Raw genomic sequence first — 20,306 nt, forward strand, 5'->3', positions numbered from 1 at the left:
GGCGGGGGTCATGTGGTGGTCCTGCTCGTGGTGCGTGCTCGGGAATGGGGTTCGGGCTGCGGCATCGGCCTTGGCGGCGGCGATCCGCACGGACCCCGGGCGGGCCCGGACCGGCGCCGCGTCAGTGCCGTCCGGCCGGCTCTGGCACGCCGTGCGCGCCCGCCAGCGGGGCCGGCCCCTCGCCGTGGCCGTGGCCGGGGCTGTCGGCGTGGCCGGGCCACCAGGCGCGGTGGCCGAGCAGCGCGGTCAGGGCCGGGGTGAAGAACATCGCCATCACGAAGGCCGCCAGCACGATGCCGAAGGCCAGCGAGAAGCCGAGCTCCATGAAGAGGACGTTGCCCGCGAGCATGAAGGTCGCGAACGAGGCCGCCAGGATGAAGCCGGCCGCCGCGACGGTCGGGCCGCCGTGCTTGATGGCCTCGCTGGCCGCCTCGCGCGGGTTGCGGCCCTCGCGGGCCTCCTCGCGGAGGCGGGAGATGATCAGGATGTTGTAGTCGGTGCCGATCGCCACCACGAAGAGGTAGATGAAGATCGGCAGCATGAACATCAGGCCCTGCTCGCCCTTGATGTTCTGGAACACCAGGGTGGTGGCACCGAGGGTGCCGCCGAAGCCGAGGCCGACCGAGGCCATCAGGTACCACGGCGCGACCACGCTGCGCAGCTGCAGGCCCAGGATGAGCATGATGATCAGGGCCGCGATCGGGAAGACCAGCGTGTAGTCGTGCACCATCGCGGTGTTGATGTCCTTGTACACCGAGGTGATGCCGCCGACCAGCGTCTTGGTGTCGGCCGGGGCCGAGGCGTGGGCGGTGTCGCGGACCTTCGCGATGGTGTCGATGGCCTTGTTGGAGGCCGGCGCGTCGTTGAGCATCACGGTGAAGTCACCGGTGGTGCCGTCGGCGCTGATCGCCTTGTTCTCGGTGCTCGGCGTGACGACGGAGGCCACTCCGGGGACGCCCTGGAGCTTGTCGGCGAAGTCCTTGATCGCGGATTCGCCGAGCTTGGCGCCGTTGGTGCTGGTCAGGTAGACGTGGCTCGGGTCGGCGGCGCCGGCCGAGAACGCGGTCATCAGCTTGTCCTGGACGACCATCGACTCCTTGCCCTTGGGCATGGAGCTGCCCGCCAGGTCGTAGGTGCCGTTGTAGTTGACGCCGGCCAGGGTGAGCACCAGCAGGATGCCGCCGGAGACCAGGGCGACCAGGCCGGGCTTCTTGCCGGTCATCCGGCCGAGCGCGGCGAAGCGGGCGTTCTTCGGCTCCTGCATCCACTTCTTGCCGGGCCAGAACACGGCCTTGGACGGAAGGACGGCCAGCACGGCCGGAGCCAGGGTCAGCGAGACCAGGGCGGTCGCGATGACCGCGATGGCCAGCGCCGGGCCGAGCGCGGTGAACATGCCCAGGCTGGAGAGGATCAGCACGGCGAAGGCGACGGCGACGGCACCGGCGGCGGAGGCGATCGCCTCGCCGACCCGGCCGACGGCGTTGGCCACGGCCGTCTTGCGGTCCTCGCCCAGGCGCAGCCGCTCGCGGTAGCGGAAGGCGAGGAAGAGGAAGTAGTCGGTGCCGACGCCGAGGACCACGATGATCAGGATCGCGGAGGTCATCGGCGAGGACTTCAGGTCGAACATCTTGATCGCGTCGGCGATCAGGCCGTTGGCCACCGGCATCGCGATGACCAGCGAGAGCAGGACCGGCAGCAGGCCGGCCAGGATGCTCCGGAAGATGATGCCGACGATCAGGATGACCAGCAGCAGGCTGCCGAGCATCACGATGGCGTCGGTGGCGCCGGAGGCGTCCTTCTGGTCCAGGGAGCTGGCGGCCTGACCGCCGACCTGGAACTTCAGGCCGCTGCCGTCGGCGAGCTTGGAGCCCTCCTCGCGCAGCTTCTTGGCCGCGTCGGGGTACTCCTCGGTCTGCATCTTGGTCTTGTCGATGGCGACCATGGACAGCGCGTACTTGCCGTCCTTGGACTTCGACGTCTTGGGGTCGACCGGCAGGATCTTCTCGACCGCGGGGATGTTCGCGGCGGTCAGGCCGTTGACGACCTTGTCCATCGAGGCCTGGTCGGCGTCGTTCAGCGCCTGGCCGTCGTTGCGCTCGAAGAGCAGCAGCGCGGCGGGGGTGAAGCTCGACGGGAAGGCCTGCTCCTGGAGCTGCGCCGCCTGGATGGACTCGTAGTGCTTGGGCAGGAACGCGGACTCGTCCGTCTGGGAGGTGACCTTCGGGGCCGACGCGACGATGGCGATCATCGCGACGACCCAGGCGAGGATCACCCACCACGCACGGCGAACGACGAAGTGTCCTAGTCGGTGGAACATGCTCGTGATGCCTCCTGGGCATGGTTCACCGCAGCCCTTGGGGGACGGGACGCTGGGCGACGGCAGGACCGGCCCGGACGTGTCGGCGACACGCCCTTGCCGGTCGGCAGGTAAGTGGTGTGGGGCATCATCTTACGAGCACTTGCTTGCCGCCCGGCAAGGAGCCCCCGTATTCCAACCCCCCGTACAAGGGCCCCCCGAAACGGCCCCGACCCAGTTTCCCCCGAGCCCGACCCCCTTGACCTCGTGCTCCGGGTGGAGTCATCTCCCCCTCAGGGTGGAGTCGGGTCCCCTACCCCCGAGGAGGAGTTCTCGGGGTCGGAGGGTAGGGATAACCCCACCCCACCCCCGAGGCCAGCCCCAGGGCAGCGTCACCCGCCAGCCGGATTACCCGCCAACCCCCGCTTCCCTACTGTCTGTTGGGACGCCGGATCCGCACCCGGCGCGCAGCGGCAGGCGGCACCGTTGACCACGGCAGCCGCCGCCGCTCCCGTCCGGCGACGACCGCCGCACTCCCAGGGGGGACCTCCCGTGAAGCCCGTACCGCCCGGACCCGTCAAGGCCAGACTCGGCGTGGCTGCCGCGATGGGCGTCTGGAGCGCCCGGCACCGGAAGACCGCCGTCTTCGGCTGGCTGCTCTTCGTCGTGCTGGCCGCCGCGCTCGGCGGCATGCACGGCAGCACCCAGGTGACCGAGGCCGAGTCGATGCCCGGACAGGTCTCCCGGGCCGCGAAGATCCTCGACGAGGCCGGCCTGAAGAGTCCGGCGAGCGAGACCGTCCTCGTCCAGAGCGCCACCCGCAGCGCCGACGACCCCGACTTCCGTGCCGCCGTCGGCCAGGTGGTCACCGCCGTCGACGGCACCGGCAAGGCCGCCGAGGTCCGCTCGCCGTACGACTCCAAGGCGGTCTCCCCCGACGGCCACTCCGCGCTCGTCCTGGTGACGCTCAAGGGCGACCGGGAGCAGGCCGTCGAGAACGTCACCTCCGTGATGGACGCGGTGGCCGGCGTGCAGACCCGCAACCCCGGCCTGACCGTGGTCGAGCTCGGCGACGCCAGCTCCGACAAGTGGATCCAGGACCAGTTCAAGAACGACTTCTCGCGCGCCGAGTGGACGGCCGTGCCGCTCGCCCTCGGCATCCTGCTGATCGCCTTCGGCGCGCTGGTCGCCGCCGTCCTGCCGGTGGTGCTCGCCCTGACCGCCTTCGTCGCGGCGTCCGGGCTGGTCGCGCTCAGCAGCGGCCTGCTGCACACCAGCAACGACGCCGGCTCGGTGATGCTGCTGGTCGGCCTCGCCGTCGGCGTCGACTACTGCCTCTTCTACCTGCGCCGCGAGCGCGAGGAGCGGGCCGCCGGGCACGACGCGCACACCGCGCTGACCGTCGCCGCCGCCACCAGCGGCCGGGCCGTGCTGGTCTCCGGCGTGACCGTGGTGGTCGCCATGGCCGGCATGTTCCTCACCGGGATCGCCGACTTCCGGGCGATGGCCTTCGCCACCATCCTGGTCGTGGTCACCGCCGTGCTCGGCTCGCTGACCGTGCTGCCCGCACTGCTGTCGATGCTCGGCGACCGGGTCGACCGGGGCCGGGTGCCCCTCCTCGCCGGGCTCCGCCGCCCGGACGCCGCGCGGACCGGCGGACGGTTCTGGAACGCCGTGCTGACCCCGGTGCTGCGCCGCCCACTGGCCTCCACCCTGCTCGCCGGGGCCTTCCTGCTCGCCCTGGCCGCACCGCTGCTCACCATGCGCACCGCCAACCTCACCTTCCAGCAGCAACTGCCCGCAGGAAACCCGCTGGTCACCGCCTCGCAGAAGATCGAGGCCGCGTTCCCCGGCAGCCCGGCCCCGGCCACCGTCGTCATCAAGGCCGCCGACATCGACTCCCCCGCGATGACCGCCGCGATCGCCGACCTCAAGGCGAAGGCGCTGGCCGGCGGACGGATGCACGGCCCGGTCGAGGTCGCCGTGCACGCCGACCGGAACGTCGCCACCGTCGACATCCCGCTCAACGGCACCGGCAACGACGCCACCAGCAACGACGCGCTGAAGTCCCTGCGCGAGGACCTGGTGCCCTCGACCGTCCTCACGGTGCCCGGCACCGAGGCCCCGGTCACCGGGCGCACCGCCGGTTCGTACGACTTCAACGCCAAGATGACCGGCGCGATGCCGCTGGTCTTCGGCTTCGTGGTCGCCTTCGCCTTCCTGCTGATGCTCACGTCCTTCCGCTCACCGGTCGTGGCCGGCACCGCCGTGGTGCTCAACCTGCTCTCGGTGGGCGCCGCGTACGGGGTGCTGACGCTGGTCTTCCAGCACGGCGTGGGCGCCTCGCTGCTGGGCACCGCCGGGGTCGGCGCGGTGGAGTCCTGGGTGCCGCTGTTCCTCTTCGTGATCCTCTTCGGGCTCTCGATGGACTACCACGTCTTCGTGGTCTCCCGGATCAAGGAGGGCCACGACCGCGGACTGCCGACCCGGGAGGCCATCGCCCACGGCATCCGCTCCACGGCCGGGGTGGTCACCAGCGCCGCAGTGATCATGGTCGCGGTGTTCGCGGTCTTCGGCACCCTGTCCATGCAGGCGATGAAGCAGATGGGCGTGGGCCTGGCGGTCGCCGTGCTGATCGACGCCACGGTGATCCGCGCGGTGCTGCTGCCCGCGGTGATGAGCCTGCTCGGCGACCGCAACTGGTACCTGCCGCGCTGGCTGAACCGGCTGCCGGACCTGTCGCACGGCGGGTCCGTCCCGCCGCCCGCCACCGCGACCGCCGGCCCTGGACGGCCCGCCGGCCCCGCGGACGGCACCGCCCGGCACCGGAAGGTCACGGCCTGAGCCCCCACCGGTGACACCGATCACGCCGGGCCCCGCCACACGCGGAGCCCGGCGCCCGTGCGTCATGATGATCACCGCCCGGGCCCCCGGGTGAACACCGCCGGAACGGAGCCCCGTCATGCCCCCCTTCGACGAGGGCCGCGCCCGGCTGCTGCTCGCCCGCGCCTGCGAGTCCGCCGGCCTGCCCAGCCCCGACGACGCCCGGCTGCTCGCGCTCGGCGAGAACGCCGTCTTCGACCTCGGCGACCCGGCCGTCGTCGCCAAGGTCGGCCGCGGCCCCGAGCTGTCCGAGCGGGCGCACCGCGAACTGGCCGTCGCCCACTGGCTGGCCGGGCAGGGCGTCCCGGTGGTACGCCCGTACGACGCGGTGGCGCCCGAGCCGCAGCTCGCCGACGGGCACCCGGTCACCCTCTGGCACCGGCTCGCGCCCGCCGTCCGCACCGCCCGCCCGGTCGACCTCGCCCCGCTGCTGCGCGCCCTGCACCGGCTGCCGGTGCCGTCCGTCCCGCTCGGCCGGCGCGATCTGCTCGCCCCGGTGGAACGCTGGCTGGCCTCCGCCGAGGGCCACGTCGACCCCGCGGACGTCGCCTTCCTGCGCGAGCGCCGGGACGCCTTCGAAGCCGCCCTGCCCGGCCTCGCGCCGAGGCTGGGCCCCGGCGTGATCCACGGCGACGCGCTGCCGCGCAACGTCCACGTCGGCCCGGACGGGCCGGTGCTGCTCGACCTCGAATTCGTCGCCGACGACCTGCGCGAACACGACCTGGTGGTCCTCGCGCTCGCCCACGACCGCTACGGCGTGCCCGGCGAGGAGTACGACGCGTTCACCGCGGCGTACGGCTGGGACGTCCGCGACTGGCCCGGCTTCACCGTGCTGCGCGGCGCCCGGGAGACCGCCAGCGCCTCCTGGGTGGCGCAGCAGGCGGCGAGCAGCCCGGCCGCCCTGGCGGAGTTCCGGCGGCGGGTCGACTCCCTGCGGGACGGCGCCACCGAGGTGCGCTGGTACCCGTTCTGACGGCCGGGCGATACCCCGGTCCGCGGCCGGACGCCAACCGGGGCGGGTGTGAGAAGAGTCCTGAAAGGAAGGGGTCCGGCGGGCAACCGGGGCACGTACGGTGGGCGTCCTACCGGACAGTCATCCTGACCCGAGGGATCGGCACCGAACTCGCACCTCAGGAGCCGCCACCATGCACAGGACCGCCCGACACCCCTTGCCCACGACCCGCCCGTCCCGCTCCCGGCACAGGCTGATCGCGGGCTGCGTCGCGGTGGCCGGCCTCCTGGGACTGACCGCGTGCGGCACCGCCAGCGGGGCGCTGCAACCGTCGGGCGGCAGCACCGCCCGCTCCCCGATCGCCACCCAGCCGTCGGCCGCCGGCCAGCCCGGCACGGCCGCGGCCACCATCGCCCCGACGCCCGGATCCGACGGGATCCCGCCCGCCCCCGGGACCTCCTCGTCGGCTGCGCCGGCCGCCCCCGCGAAGCCCCGCACGCCCGGACCGGCCCGTTCCTCCTCCCCGGCCGCGCCGGCCACCACCCCCGACGCACCACCGGCCGCGACCCCCGTCCCCGGCTCCCCCGTCGCGTCCACCGCGCCCGCCGGGCCCGCCGCACCGCCCGAGCACCCCGGTGCGGGCACGGTGATCGGCTCCACCGCCTCCGGCGGCCGCACCGTCGCGCTCACCTTCGACGACGGCCCCGGCCCCGCGACCGGGCAGATCCTCGACCTGCTCGCCCAGTACCACGTCAAGGCCACGTTCTGCGAGATCGGCCAGAACGCCGCCGCCAACCCGGCCATGGTCAAGCGCGTCCTGGCCGCCGGGCACCGGCTCTGCGACCACAGCGTCCACCACCCGCAGCCGTTCGCGAAGCTCCCGCACGACAAGGCCGCGTACGAGATCACCGCGGCCCGCGACATGATCGTCCAGGCCGGCGGCCCCGGCACCCGGGTCAACTGGTTCCGCGCCCCGGGCGGCGGCTTCAACGCCGACAACGAGCACATCACCGCGGGCCTCGGGATGTCCTCGCTCGGCTGGTCCGTCGACCCGCGCGACTGGTCCCGCCCCGGCGTTCCCGCCATCGTCTCCACCGTGCAGAACCAGCTCAGGCCGGGCGGCGTGATCCTCATGCACGACGGCGGCGGCGACCGCAGCCAGACCGTGGCCGCGCTCAAGCAGCTGCTGCCCTGGCTGATCGCCCAGGGGTACACCTTCGACTTCCCCGCAGGCTAGAACTGCCCTCTGTTCGCCCGCCGTTCACCCTCTGAGCAACGGGCGGCCGCGCGCGCACCCGGACTCCGCACCAGCATCCGGCCATGACGACGGACGGGCCCACGGGCGATCGACTCGCCCTGCGGGAACTGCGGACGGGCTTCGGCCGGACGCTCGCCACCACCTGCAGCGGGCTGCTCTGCGCGGGCGCCGGATGGCTGCTGTCCACCGCCGCCGCCCTGCTCGGCGCCGCCCGGACCGGGGGCCGCACCCACCCCTGGCTGCTCGCCACCACCGCACTCGCCCTCGCCGTCGCGGTGCCCGCCGCCGCCCTGGCCCGGCCGCGGCTCGCACGGCAACGCCGCGCCTACCTCGCAGCCCTGGCCACCGCGCGGCGCCTGGAAGCGCACGGCGTCGGCACCGTCACGGCGACCGAGACACTGCGCCCCGCCGAGGACCACAAGGTCGAACTCCGGCTCACCGTCCGGTACCTGACGGCCGACGGCACCGGGCACACCCGCAGGCACACCGGGACCTACCCCGTCCACGACGCTCCCCGCGCCGGCAGCCGGATCGCCGTCCGCTACGACCCCCGCGACCCGGCCACCGCCGCCGTCGGGGCCCCGCGGCCCGACGGCGCTCCCCCGCGGGACGCCCGACCGCCGCTGACCGCCGCTGACCGCCGCTGACCGCCGAACTGGAACGCCTGGCCGCGCTCCACCGCGAAGGCTCCCTCGACGCGACCGAGTTCGAGCGCGCCAAGGCCGCCCTGCTCGACGGCCGGGGATGACCGTAGGGTGGCCGCCATGACCGGCCCCACCCCCACCGAACTCGTCGCCGCCGTACCGGGCCTGGCCCCGTACCTGCGGCCCGCCACGCTGCTCCACCCGTACGCCGCGACGCCCGACCCGCAGGCGAGCCGGATCGGCGGCCCGGCGCTGTGGCCGGCCGGCGAGCCCTGGCCGCACTGCACGGCGGGGCACCTGGTCGACGAGTACCGGGAGGTCCCCGCGGCCGACCGCGCCATCTGGGAGGGCATCGACCGGGCACTGCACGAGCGCGCCCGGGCCGGCGGCGACCCGCACGTCCTCACCGCCGACGAGGCCGCGGAGCGGCGCCGCATCATGGACGGCGGCAGCCTGGACCTGATCGGCTGGCGCACCCACCGGACGGTCCCCGAACAGCCCGCCGCCGGGTGCGCCCTGGTGCCCCTCGTGCACCTGCGTGCCGAGGACGCCCCGCACCTGCCCTGGCCGGAGGGAACCGACCGGCTGCAGGTGCTCTGGTGCCCCGACGACCACCGGGACCTCCCGAACACGCGCCACTACTACGGCCCGAACGTCGAACTCCACTGGCAGCGTGGCACCGACCTCGCCCCGACCGTCCCCCCGGCACCCCGGCGCAGCGCCGAGCGGTACCTGCCGACCCCGTGCGCGGTGCGCCCGAAGCAGATCGTGGACCTGCCGGACCAGGACGAGCTGCCCGCAGAACTCCACGACGCCGCCGAGGAGTTCGCGCAGCGGTACGGCCTGGAGTACCACCGCGCGCTGTCCTGCGCAGAGGGCTGGAAGCTCGGCGGCTGGCCGTCCTGGCACTCCACCGACCTGGTCCCGGTCGACTGCGGCTGCGGCGCCCGGATGGTCCACCTGCTCACCGTGGACAGCGGCCTGGACCCGGGCGTGTCCGTCGGGCGGTTCGCGGAACTGCACGTCTTCGTCTGTCCGGTGGACCTCGGGCACCCGGTCGGCCTGGACCTGCAGTAACCCCTCAGGCCAGGTCGAGCCGGTGGACCTGCCGGGAGCCGCCCTCCGGGCCCGGGTCGGCGGCCTCGGCCGGGGTGAAGCCCAGCCGTCGGACGGCCGGGCCCTGTCCGGCCGGTCCTGTCCGGCCGGTCCTGCCGGGCCCTCGACGCCGGACGGGACCGGCCCTGTCCGGACCTAACGGGCGGGCCAGCGCGGGTCGACCACCGCCTGCGGGTCCTTGCCGCGGCGCAGCCAGGCCTGCAGGCCCTCCGCCCACGTCCGGTACCAGCCGATCTGCCGCCGGTGCAGTTCGGCGGGCGCGACCTCCCCCACCTCGGCCGGGTAGCGCTCGGCCAGGGCGACGGCGACCCGGACGGCGGCCAGCGCGTCGCTGCCCGCCTCGTGCGCGTCCGTCAGCTCCACCCCGTACACGTGGCAGACCCGCTGCAGGGTGCGCGAGCCCTTGCGGTACTTGTCCACGGCGCGGTCGATCACCAGCGCGTCGAGCACCGGCCCGACCGGCCCGCCCAGGCGCTCCGCGAGCGTCGCCAGCCCGTACCGCCGCAGCTCGGCGTCGAGCAGCGACAGGTCGAACGGCGCGTTGAACGCCACCACCGGCCGGCCCGCGGCGATCCGCTCGCACAGCGCCGCGGCTATCTCCTCCACCGCCTCCTCGGCCGGCCGCCCCTTGCTCCGCGCCACCTCGTCCCCGATCCCGTGGATCGCCTCCGCCTCGGCGGGTATCGGCACCCCGGGGTCGAGCAGCCAGTGCGCGGCGCCCTCCCGGGCGGCCCCGACCGTGTCCACGAGCGCGGCCGTGACGATGCGGTCCACGGCCGGGTCGGTGCCCGTGGTCTCCAGGTCGAAGCCGACCAGTGGCTGCTGCCACCAGCTCATCAGGTGTGTCCTTCCGTCCTACGGCTCGAAACAGCCCCTATCATCACCCGCCCCACCGACAACCCGGCCCACGGGTCGCCCGCTCCCCCGTCCGGCGGGCGGACGTTCCGCATGCGCAGGACGGTCGGGGGCGGCCGGGTGGCGGCCTCGGGAGGCCTCGGGGGCGGCCGGGCCGGGCCCCTCCGGCAGGGCCCGGCGGGCCTACGGTGCGCCGACCAGTCGGCGGGCCTCGGCGAGGACGTCGGCGTCCAGTTCCTCCCGGGAGCGCGGGCCGTACGCCAGGATGTCGTACTCGTCGTCGAGACAGGAGAGCGGATCGGCCTCGTCCAGCTCGTGCCCGAAGCACTGGTGGACCAGGCGGGTCAGTTCCCGGGCCGTCACCTTCCCGTCCAGGAACTGCGCGGCGAGCGCCCGCAGCGCGGCCCCGTCGGCGGAGCGGCTGCCGTGGGGGTGGAAGACCAGGCCCTGTTCGGCCAGCGCGGGCGGCAGCAGGTCGTCCAGGTCGGTGAAGGCCTCGCCGTAGGAGCAGGCGGCCAGTTCGCGCAGGGCCGGGCCGTCGAGCCCGGCGACCAGGGCCTCGCAGGCCGCGTCGATCACCGTGCGGCCGGTGGCGGCACCGGTGCTCCACAGGTCGGACTGCTCCTGAAGGCGGGTGCGGGCCCGGTCCGGGGTGGTCGCGGGGCCGGGTCCGGGGGCCGGGCGGTACAGGTGGACGTCGACCGGGTCCTCGTCGACAACCGTGAAGCCGTGCCGCTCGTAGAGCCGTCGGGCGGCGCTGCCCCGCAGGACGGTCAGGCGCACCGGTTCCCGAGCGGCGTCGGCGTCGGCGAGGAGGCGGCGCAGCACGGCGGTGCCGAGGCCGCGGCCCTGCAGGTGCGGGGCGAGGTAGAACAGCTCCAGGTGGCGTCCGCCCTTCCCGTCGGGGCGGACGGTGACGGAGCCCGCGAAGGCGCCCTCGACCAGCAGTACGGACGTCCACCTGGTGGAGAAGGCGTCCGCCACCCGCCGTCGGGACCGGTCCGGGTCCCACCGGCCGAGGCGTTCCAGGTCGGCGCGCATGACCTGGTCCTTGAGGTCGGTGATGCGTGCGAGGTCGTCGAACACGGCGGGTACCAGGGTCCAGGCGGGAAGGCTGTTCACGGCCCGCAGTCTGGCAGCCGGGCCACCCCGCGACCATGGGGTTTCCGGGCCGCGCGGCTCAGGACACCGGCCGGGAGTCCGCCCAGATCCCTTCGAACTCCTCGCGGTAGACCTCCAGCAGCCCGGGTTCGGTGCCGCCGGGCTGCTGGCCGGCGCCGCCGCGCAGCACCAGGGCCGGGGACTCCATGCCGCGGGCGCGGCGCAGGTAGGGCTGGACGACGCCGAGGTCGCGGCCCTGCCGGCGGCCGCCCGCCGGGCCGCCGGCCCGGGGGCCCTCGACCAGGTAGGCGGTGAAGCGCGGGGTCTCGTCGAAGACCCGGATCTCGAAGCCGCCCTGGTCCCGCAGCCGGGCCCTGACCCGCCGCACGTGCATGATGTTCATCTCGATCGAGCGCGACAACTCGTTCCGCCCGAGGCCGAGTTCGCGTTCCCGTCGGCGCACCGCGCTGCTCGCCGGGTTGAGGAAGAGCAGCCGCACCCGGCAGCCCTCCCCGGCCAGTCGCACCAGGCGCTTGCCGGTGTAGTTCTGGCAGAGCATGCCGAGGCCGATGCCGAGCGCATCCAGCCGCCGGGCGCCGTCCAGCAGGTCCTCGACCGGCAGGTCGCGCTGCAGCCGGACCCGGTCGGCGTGCACCGCGACCACGTCGGCGTAGCGGCCGGCCACCAGGGACTCGACCACGTCGGCGGGCACTCCGCCCGCGCCGCCGTCCAGGACGGCCAGCAGCCGGGCGGCGGCGCGCTCGGTCTGCGCCAGGACGGTCTGGGTGAGCACCCGGTTGCGGGAGACCACGTGCCGGGCCACTTCCAGTTCGTCCAGCGCGAGTTCGATCTCGCGCCGGTCGGCCAGGTAGGGCTCGAAGCAGGGCCAGTGCTGGACCATCAGCTCGCGCAGCTGGGGGAGGGTCAGGAAGACCAGCGGGTCGTCGTCGGCGGGGTCGAGCAGGTAGCCCTTGCGGCGGCTGACCTCGCGCACGGCCCCGGCGCGGTGCGCCCACTCCTCACCGGCCGGTCCGGCGGCGGCGGTGACCCAGTCCTCGCCGTGGGCGGGGGCGTAGATCGGGTGCAGCACCTCGTCGACGAGGGAGCGCAGCCGCTGCTCGACGAGGTTGAGCCAGACGTAGGCGCGGCCGGACAGCCGGACCCGCTGGTAGGCGTCCTCCCACTCGGCGGCGGACCAGGCCAGCGCCGGTATCTCGACCGGTCCGCCCTGGGCGGGCACCAGCGCGCGGCCGGTCATGGCGGGGCGCATGACCACCGTGGGGGCCTCGGCGCGGGCCGCGCCCCGGTCGGGGCCGTCGGGGCCGGAGCCACGGCCGCCGGCGGGGAACACCATGCGCCACCTCATCTGGTTGCTGCGGCCGACCCCCGCGGGTGCGGGGACCGTTGACGGGCTGTCGAGAGTTCGTAAGGCCGGGCGGCCGGACGATCAAGGGTACTGCCCGTCGCGAGCCGACCGCAGCCGGATGGTCGACGGCCGCGCCCTCGGCGAGGGGCCGGACGCCCGCACCGGTGGCCCCGCCCCACCCGCACCACTCTTCACACGAATGCCCGCCGGACACTCGTTCGGACCAACCCTGGCCGGTTCTCCCGGCCGCCGGGGAAGGGCTCCGGAATCATGCGGGCTGTGCCGTGCGTCACGGCATGCGAACAGCGCACATGCCCGGCCGCCCGGCCGGGAAGAGAGCGTCCGGGTCCGGGCACATGATCGGACCGATTGTCGGACTACATGTCAGTTTCCATATGCAGTAAGGAAGTTGAGGAGTCATGCAGGTCTGGCCCGGTACGCCCTACCCGCTCGGCGCCACCTACGACGGGGCCGGCACCAACTTCGCCGTGTTCTCCGAGGGCGCCGACCGCATCGAGCTGTGCCTGCTCGACGAGAACGGCTCCGAGACCGCCGTCGAACTGCGCGAGACGGACGCCTTCGTCCGGCACGCCTACCTCCCGGGCGTCCAACCCGGCCAGCGCTACGGCTTCCGCGTGCACGGCCCGTACAACCCCGGCCTGGGCCAGCGGCACAACAGCGCCAAGCTGCTCCTGGACCCGTACGCCAAGGCGATGAGCGGGCACATCGACTGGGACGAGTCCGTCTACGGCTACCACTTCGGCGCGCCCGAGCGCCGCAACGACCTCGACTCCGCCCCGCACACCATGCACTCGGTGGTGATCAACCCCTACTTCGACTGGGGCACCGACCGGCCGCCGCGCACCGACTACCACCGCACCGTCATCTACGAGGCCCACGTCAAGGGCCTCACCCGGCTGCACCCGGGCATCCCCGAGGAGATCCGCGGCACCTACGCCGGCCTGGCCCACCCGGCGGTGATCGAACACCTGGCCAAGCTCGGCGTCACCGCGATCGAGCTGATGCCGGTCCACCAGTTCGTCCGCGACCACCGGCTGCGCGACCTCGGGCTCGCCAACTACTGGGGCTACAACACCGTCGGCTTCTTCGCCCCGCACTCCTCCTACTCCTCCACCGGCGACCGCGGCCAGCAGGTGCAGGAGTTCAAGTCGATGGTCAAGGCGCTGCACGCAGCCGGCATCGAGGTGATCCTGGACGTCGTCTACAACCACACCGCCGAGGGCAACCACCTGGGCCCGACGCTGTCGCTGCGCGGCCTGGACAACGTCTCCTACTACCGCCTCGCCCAGGACCAGCGCTTCTACGAGGACACCACCGGCACCGGCAACAGCCTGCTGATGCGCAGCCCGCACGTGCTCCAGCTGATCATGGACTCGCTGCGCTACTGGGTCACCGAGATGCGCGTCGACGGCTTCAGATTCGACCTCGCCGCCACCCTCGCCCGTCAGTTCCACGAGGTGGACCGGCTCTCCTCGTTCTTCGACCTGGTCCAGCAGGACCCGGTGGTCTCCCAGGCCAAGCTGATCGCCGAGCCGTGGGACCTCGGCGAGGGCGGCTACCAGGTCGGCAACTTCCCGCCGCTGTGGACCGAGTGGAACGGCATGTACCGGGACACCGTGCGCGACCTGTGGCGCGGCGAGAACGCCACCCTCGCCGAGTTCGGCTCCCGGCTCACCGGCTCCTCCGACCTCTACCAGGACGACGGCCGCCGCCCGATCGCCTCCATCAACTTCGTCACCTGCCACGACGGCTTCACGCTGCGCGATCTGGTCTCCTACAACGAGAAGCGCAACCAAGCCAACGGCGAGGACAACCGCGACGGCGAATCCTTCAACCGCTCCTGGAACTGCGGCGTCGAGGGCCCCGCCGACGACCCGGCCGTCGAGGAACTGCGGGCCCGCCAGCAGCGCAACTTCATCGCCACCCTGATGCTCTCCCAGGGCGTGCCCATGCTCTCGCACGGCGACGAGCTGGGCCGCACCCAGCTGGGCAACAACAACGCCTACTGCCAGGACAACGAGCTCGCCTGGGTGCACTGGCCGGAGGGCGACGGGGCGTCGGCGCGGCTGCTGGAGTTCACCCAGGGGATGATCTGGCTGCGCCGCGACCACCCGGTGTTCCGGCGGCGGCGGTTCTTCCACGGCCGGCCGGTGTCCGCCGCCGGCGGGTTCGACGACCTCACCGACATCGCCTGGTTCACCCCGACCGGGGCGGAGATGACCAAGCGCAACTGGGGTGCCAGCTACGCCAAGTCGCTGACCGTCTTCCTCAACGGCCACGCGATCTCCGAGCCGGACCGGCGCGGCGGGCGGATCGTCGACGACTCCTTCCTGCTGATGTTCAACGCGCACTTCGAACCGCTGGAGTTCACCGTGCCCGCCGATCACGGCCAGGAGTGGCAGGTCGTGGTCGACACCGCGCAGCCCCGGCTGCCCGCCCCGGGGACGGGGGCGCGGGTCAAGGCGGGGGACACGCTGTGGCTCGTCGACCGCTCGCTGATGGTGCTGCAACGGCCGGCGTAGCGGACGCGGCGCAGCACGGCAGCGCTGCGGGCCGGCAGCACGGCGGGCCGGGCGGTCGGCGAACCCGGCGGCGGCGCGGTCACCTGTTCGGGTCAGCACCGGGTCTTGGCAGCGGGCTCCCCCGGGTACCTATGGAGCTATGACCTCCGCCGCCGAGCCCGCGCAGCCCCGCCCGGCCGCCACCGTCCCGACCACCCCCGCACCGGCCGCAGCCGTCCGGACCACCGCCGTCCCGACCGCCAGCTACCGCCTCCAGCTCCAGCCCGGCTTCACCCTCCGCGACGCCACCGCCGCCGTCCCCTACCTGGCCGCCCTCGGCGTCTCCCACCTGCACCTGTCCCCGCTGCTGGAGGCCGTCCCCGGCTCCACCCACGGCTACGACACCGTCGACCACACCCGGGTCGCCGAACAGCTCGGCGGCGAGGTGGCGCTGCGCGCGCTGGCCGCCGCCGCGCACGGGCACGGGCTGCGGCTGATCGCCGACGTGGTGCCCAACCACATGGCCGTGCCCGTCCCCGAACGGCTCAACCGCCCGCTCTGGCAGGTGCTGCGCGACGGCCCCGACTCGCCGTACGCGCGCTGGTTCGACATCGACTGGACCGCCCAGCCCGGCCCCGCCGACGCCCCCGGGCGCGGCCGGGTGCTGCTGCCGCTGCTCGGCGACCGGCTCGGCGCCGTCCTGGACCAGCTCACCGTCGACGGCGGGACCCTGCGCTACCACCGGCACGAGCTGCCGCTGCGCCCCGGCACCGCATCGCTGCCGCTGCCCGAGCTGCTCGCCCGCCAGTGGTACCGGCTCGCCTGGTGGCGCCTGGCCCGCACCGAGCTCAACTACCGGCGCTTCTTCACCGTCAACGAGCTGATCGCGCTGCGGGTCGAGGACCCGGAGGTGTTCGCCGCCACCCACGCCGTCCTGCTGGGACTGCACGCCGACGGCGTCCTGGACGGCTTCCGGATCGACCACCCGGACGGCCTCGCCGACCCGCGCGGCTACCTGCGCCGGCTCGCAGCCGCCACCGGCGGGGCGTACGTGGTGGTCGAGAAGATCCTCACCGGTGACGAGCGGCTGCCCGAGGACTGGCCGGTCGCCGGCACCACCGGCTACGACGCGCTGCGCCGCATCGACGGCGTCCTCACCGACCACGCTGGCGCCTGCCGGCTGGCCGGGGCGTACGAGTCGTTCCTGCGGGGCGGCCCGGTCCGGGACCCGTGCGAGGACCCGCACCCGGCGGTCGCCGCCGCCCGACGCGGCCGGGCCGACATGACCGGGGCGGACGGCGAACTCGCCGCCGAGATCGAGCGGCTGGTGCGGATCGCGCTGCGGATCGGCGCCGCCGAGCCGGCCCACGCCGACCACGCGCCCTGGCAGCTGCGCGCGGCGCTCGGGCGGCTGCTCACCGGCTACCCGGTGTACCGCCCGTACGCGCGGCCCGGCGAGGCCGCGCCCGCCGCCTCGCAGGAACAGCTGCGGACGGCCCTGGACGGCTCCGAGGACCCCACCGACCGCCTGGTGGCGGCGCTGGCCCTCGGCGGGCTGGGCCGAGGGGAGGACCACGACGAGTTCTGCGTCCGCTTCGCCCAGACCGCCGCCGCGGTGGCCGCCAAGGGCGTCGAGGACACCGCCTTCTACCGCTGGAACGCGCTGCCCGGCCTCAACGAGGTCGGCGGCGAACCCGCCCGGCCCGGACTGAGCCCGGCGGCCTTCCACGCGTGGTGCCGCCGGCAGGAGCGCGACTGGCCGCACGGCATGACCGTGCTCTCCACCCACGACACCAAGCGCAGCGCCGACGCCCGCGCCCGGCTCGCCGTCCTCGCCGAGCAGCCGCAGTCCTGGGCCTCCGAGGCCGCCGCCTGGTCCACCGCGGCCGGCCCCGCCGCGCCCGGCCTCGACCGCGACGCCGACTGGCTGCTCTGGCACACCCTGGTCGCCGCCTGGCCGATCCCCCCGGACCGGCTGGTCGCCGCCCTGCTCAAGGCCGTCCGCGAGGCCAAGCTGCACACCTCCTGGACCGCACCCGCCCCCGGGTACGAGCGGGCGCTGGAGGAGCGGGCCCGCGCCGTCCACGGCAATCCCGGGCTGCTCCCCCGGATCGAGGGCACGGTGCGGGCCATCGCCCCGCACGCCCGGTCCAACACCCTCGCCGCCGCCCTGCTGCACCTCACCGTGCCCGGCGTGCCCGACCTCTACCAGGGCAGCGAGGAGCCGCTGTACACGCTGGTGGACCCGGACAACCGGGGCGTGGTGGACCTCGGCGCGCTCGCCGTCCGGCTCACCGACTCGGCGGCGGCGCGCCCCGGCGACCTCGCCCGCGAGAAGCTGCACCTCACCACCACCGCGCTGCACCTGCGCCGCTCCCGCCCGCTCGGCCCGTACCGGCCGCTGTCCGCCACCGGACCGGCCGCCGACCACCTGCTGGCCTTCGCCCGGGGAGACGACACGGTCACCGCCGTCACCCGGCTGCCGTACGGGCTGGAGCGCGCCGGCGGCTGGCGGGACACCGTGCTGGAGCTGCCGGCGGACGGGCCGTGGACGGACGAGCTGACGCTGCGCGTCTTCCCCGCCGGGGCGCTCCCGGTGGCCGAGCTGCTGACGGGGTACCCGGTGGCGCTGCTGACGAGGAGGGGCTGATGCCGGTCCGCGAGGTGTGGGCACCCCACGCCGTTTCCCGGGTCCAGGTCGAAGTCGACGGCGTGGCGCACGAGTTGGACCGCTGCGCTGACCGCGACGGCTGGTGGTCCGGCGAGGCCCCGGACGGCGACTACGCCTTCCGTCTCGACGACGGTCCGCCGCTGCCCGACCCCCGTTCGGCCCGGCAGCCGCACGGCCCGGACGGCCCCAGCCGCCCGGTGGACCACGCCGCGTTCCACTGGTCCGAGACCGGCCGACAGGGCCGCGCACTGCCCGGCGCGGTGCTGTACGAGCTGCACGTCGGCACCTTCACCACCCGCGGCACCTTCGACGCCGCCGCCGAACGCCTGGACCACCTGGTCGAGTTGGGCGTCGACTTCGTCGAGCTGATGCCGGTCTGCCCGTTCCCCGGCCGGCACGGCTGGGGCTACGACGGGGTCTCCCTCTGGGCCGTCCACGAGCCCTACGGCGGGCCCGAGGGCCTCAAACGCTTCGTCGACGCCGCCCACCGAAGGGGCCTCGGCGTGATCCTGGACGTGGTGCACAACCATCTCGGCCCGTCCGGCAACCACCTCCCCGCGTACGGCCCGTACTTCACCGACCGGCACCACACCCCGTGGGGCTCCGCGGTGAACCTGGACGCGCCCGGCTCGGACGAGGTGCGCGCGTACCTCATCGGCAGCGCGCTGGCCTGGCTGCGCGACTACCGGATCGACGGCCTGCGGCTGGACGCCGTGCACGCCCTCGCGGACGACCGGGCGGTCCACTTCCTGGAGGAACTCTCCCACGAGGTCGACACCTTGGCCGTCACCACGAACCGCCCGCTGTTCCTGATCGCCGAGTCCGACCTCAACACCCCCCGCACCACGGCCCCGCGCGAGGCCGGCGGCCAGGGCCTCGCAGCCCAGTGGAGCGACGACTTCCACCACGCCCTGCACTGCGCGCTGACCGGCGAGTCCCAGGGCTACTACGGGGACTTCGCCCGCGCGCCGCTCGCCGCCGTCGCCAGGACGCTCACCCACGGGTTCTTCCACGACGGCACCTGGTCCTCCTTCCGCGGACGCAGCCACGGACGACCGTTCCCCACCGGGGAGGGCCACCGGCTGCTCGGCTACCTGCAGACCCACGACCAGGTCGGCAACCGGGCGCTCGGGGACCGCCTCTCCACCACGCTGCCCGTCGGCCGGCTCGCCTGCGGCGCCGCGCTGGTGCTCACCTCGCCGTTCACCCCGATGCTGTTCATGGGCGAGGAGTGGGGCGCCGCCACCCCCTGGCAGTACTTCACCGACCACACCGACCCGGACCTCGCCGAGGCCGTCCGCCGGGGCCGGCGCCGGGAGTTCGCCGAACACGGCTGGGCCGCCGAGGCCGTCCCCGACCCGCAGGAACCCGCCACCTTGCTGCGCTCCGTCCTCGACTGGACCGAGCTCCGGCGCGCCCCGCACACCGAACTGCTCACCTGGTACCGGACGTTGGTCCGCCTGCGGCACGAACGTCCGGAGCTCGCCGACCCCGACCTCGGTGCGGTGCGGGTCGAGTACGAGGAAGCGGCCGGCCGGCTGGTGGTGCACCGCGGACCGTACCGGGTCGCGGTCAACCTCGGGGCCGCGGAGGCCGCGCTGCCACTGGGGGTCGCGGGACGCGAGGTGGTCGCGGCCTTCGGACCCGCGGCGCTGGACGGGACTTCGGTGCGGCTCGGCCCGGACGCGGCGGCCGTGGTCCTGACCGGCTGACCGGCCGGACGGCCGGTCACCGGAGGAAGGCGCCGATCCGCTCCCGCAGTGCGGGCGCGTCCAGGCCGTAGGCGGCCAGGTGCTCCGGGATCGAGCCGTAGTGCCGGTGCTCCTCGCGCGGCACCCCCAGGCCCAGCACCCGGTGCGGACGGTCGGCCAGCGCCTCGTGCGCCTCGTGCGCCGAGGTGCCCGCCAGGTACGGCTCGACCAGCACCACGTCCGCCCGCTCGCCGACCGCCGCCCGCAGCCCGGCCGCGTCGAAGGGGCGCACCGTCGCCGCGTACAGCACGGTGACGTCCAGGCCCTCGGTGGCGGCGAGCACCGCGTCCAGCATCGGGCCGACCGCCAGGACCACGCCGCGCGAGCCGGTGCGGACGGTGGTGAAGCGGCCGGGCTCGACCGCCACCGGCGCCGCGTTCTGGTGCGCCGAGAGCCGGACGTACACGGTGCGGTCGCCGTCCGCGTAGGCGTGGCGCAGCAGTTGCTCGGCCTCGTCCGGGTGGCCGGGGACGTGGACGGTCCAGTCCGGCAGGGTGTCCAGCAGGGCGACGTCCCCGGGGGACATGTGGGTGCGGCCGCCGGCCGGCCAGTCGTACGAGCCGGCCGCGCTCACCAGGACGGCGCCGACGCCCTGGTGGGTCAGGTCCAACTTGACCTGCTCGAAGGGTCGTTCGATCAGGAAGCTGGCGAAGGTGTGCGCGATCGGACGCATGCCGCTCAGCGCCAGACCGCCCGCGGCGCCGATCAGCAGCTGCTCCCGGATGCCGACGTTGACCACCCGGTCCGGGTGACGCTCCTGGGCCGGGGTGAAGGCGGCCGCGGTGATGTCGGCGAGCACGACGGCCAGCCGGGGGTCCTCGTCCAGCAGGCGGGTGGTGACGTCGACGAAGCGGTCGCGCATGGTGTCCATCGGGAAGTTCCTTTCACGGG

General features: G+C 74.3%; 13 protein-coding genes. 8 read left to right on the top strand and 5 right to left on the bottom strand.

Annotated features, from left to right (window positions below; genetic code table 11):
* Positions 1 to 121: 121 nt before the first annotated feature.
* Positions 122 to 2,317: an MMPL family transporter gene (locus AB0D10_RS17070; protein ID WP_360256678.1), complete on the bottom strand. Its 2,196-nt coding sequence runs from the start codon at positions 2,315 to 2,317 to the stop codon at positions 122 to 124.
* Positions 2,318 to 2,848: 531 nt separating this feature from the next.
* On the opposite strand from AB0D10_RS17070, the gene AB0D10_RS17075 reads away from it, so the two are divergent.
* The 5 genes from AB0D10_RS17075 to AB0D10_RS17095 all read left to right on the top strand — a co-directional run bounded on the left by AB0D10_RS17075 (position 2,849) and on the right by AB0D10_RS17095 (position 9,110).
* Positions 2,849 to 5,140: an MMPL family transporter gene (locus AB0D10_RS17075; protein ID WP_360256680.1), complete on the top strand. Its 2,292-nt coding sequence runs from the start codon at positions 2,849 to 2,851 to the stop codon at positions 5,138 to 5,140.
* Between the two features lie 118 nt (positions 5,141 to 5,258).
* Positions 5,259 to 6,152, top strand: a complete 894-nt coding sequence (locus AB0D10_RS17080) for an aminoglycoside phosphotransferase family protein (RefSeq protein ID WP_360256683.1) — start codon at positions 5,259 to 5,261, stop codon at positions 6,150 to 6,152.
* Between the two features lie 172 nt (positions 6,153 to 6,324).
* On the top strand, positions 6,325 to 7,368 hold the full coding sequence (locus AB0D10_RS17085; RefSeq protein WP_360256685.1) for a polysaccharide deacetylase family protein: 1,044 nt from the start codon (positions 6,325 to 6,327) through the stop codon (positions 7,366 to 7,368).
* An 83-nt stretch (positions 7,369 to 7,451) separates the two neighbouring features.
* Positions 7,452 to 8,036 carry a DUF3592 domain-containing protein gene (locus AB0D10_RS17090; RefSeq protein WP_360256687.1) on the top strand — a complete coding sequence of 195 codons (585 nt, stop codon included), beginning with the start codon at positions 7,452 to 7,454 and terminating at the stop codon, positions 8,034 to 8,036.
* Between the two features lie 117 nt (positions 8,037 to 8,153).
* Positions 8,154 to 9,110 (top strand): hypothetical protein, encoded by a 957-nt coding sequence (locus tag AB0D10_RS17095; protein ID WP_360256689.1) that lies wholly within the window; start codon positions 8,154 to 8,156, stop codon positions 9,108 to 9,110.
* Between the two features lie 174 nt (positions 9,111 to 9,284).
* Here the strand turns inward: AB0D10_RS17095 and AB0D10_RS17100 are convergent, their stop codons facing one another.
* From AB0D10_RS17100 to AB0D10_RS17110, 3 genes are all read right to left on the bottom strand, one after another.
* Positions 9,285 to 9,986: an exonuclease domain-containing protein gene (locus tag AB0D10_RS17100; protein ID WP_360256691.1), complete on the bottom strand. Its 702-nt coding sequence runs from the start codon at positions 9,984 to 9,986 to the stop codon at positions 9,285 to 9,287.
* A 201-nt stretch (positions 9,987 to 10,187) separates the two neighbouring features.
* Positions 10,188 to 11,126: a GNAT family N-acetyltransferase gene (locus AB0D10_RS17105; protein WP_360256693.1), complete on the bottom strand. Its 939-nt coding sequence runs from the start codon at positions 11,124 to 11,126 to the stop codon at positions 10,188 to 10,190.
* Positions 11,127 to 11,184: 58 nt separating this feature from the next.
* On the bottom strand, positions 11,185 to 12,363 hold the full coding sequence (locus AB0D10_RS17110) for an SAV2148 family HEPN domain-containing protein (protein ID WP_360256965.1): 1,179 nt from the start codon (positions 12,361 to 12,363) through the stop codon (positions 11,185 to 11,187).
* A 527-nt stretch (positions 12,364 to 12,890) separates the two neighbouring features.
* Between AB0D10_RS17110 and glgX the strand changes: the two genes are divergently transcribed.
* The 3 genes from glgX (at position 12,891) to treZ (ending at position 19,376) form a co-directional block, all read left to right on the top strand.
* A complete protein-coding gene (gene glgX / locus AB0D10_RS17115; protein ID WP_360256695.1) occupies positions 12,891 to 15,014 on the top strand; it encodes a glycogen debranching protein GlgX in 2,124 nt (707 codons plus the stop codon).
* Positions 15,015 to 15,153: 139 nt separating this feature from the next.
* The gene (gene treY / locus AB0D10_RS17120) at positions 15,154 to 17,643 is read left to right on the top strand and encodes a malto-oligosyltrehalose synthase (protein WP_360256698.1); all 2,490 of its coding nucleotides are present in this window, start codon (positions 15,154 to 15,156) and stop codon (positions 17,641 to 17,643) included.
* Positions 17,643 to 19,376 carry a malto-oligosyltrehalose trehalohydrolase gene (treZ, locus tag AB0D10_RS17125; protein ID WP_360256700.1) on the top strand — a complete coding sequence of 578 codons (1,734 nt, stop codon included), beginning with the start codon at positions 17,643 to 17,645 and terminating at the stop codon, positions 19,374 to 19,376. The genes treY and treZ overlap by 1 nt, the downstream gene beginning before the upstream one ends.
* A gap of 16 nt (positions 19,377 to 19,392) precedes the next feature.
* On the opposite strand, the gene AB0D10_RS17130 is transcribed toward treZ, so the two are convergent.
* The gene (locus AB0D10_RS17130; RefSeq protein WP_360256702.1) at positions 19,393 to 20,286 is read right to left on the bottom strand and encodes a transketolase C-terminal domain-containing protein; all 894 of its coding nucleotides are present in this window, start codon (positions 20,284 to 20,286) and stop codon (positions 19,393 to 19,395) included.
* Positions 20,287 to 20,306: the final 20 nt, after the last annotated feature.

This window comes from Kitasatospora sp. NPDC048545 (genome assembly GCF_040651155.1).
Classification (GTDB): Bacteria; Actinomycetota; Actinomycetes; order Streptomycetales; family Streptomycetaceae; genus Kitasatospora.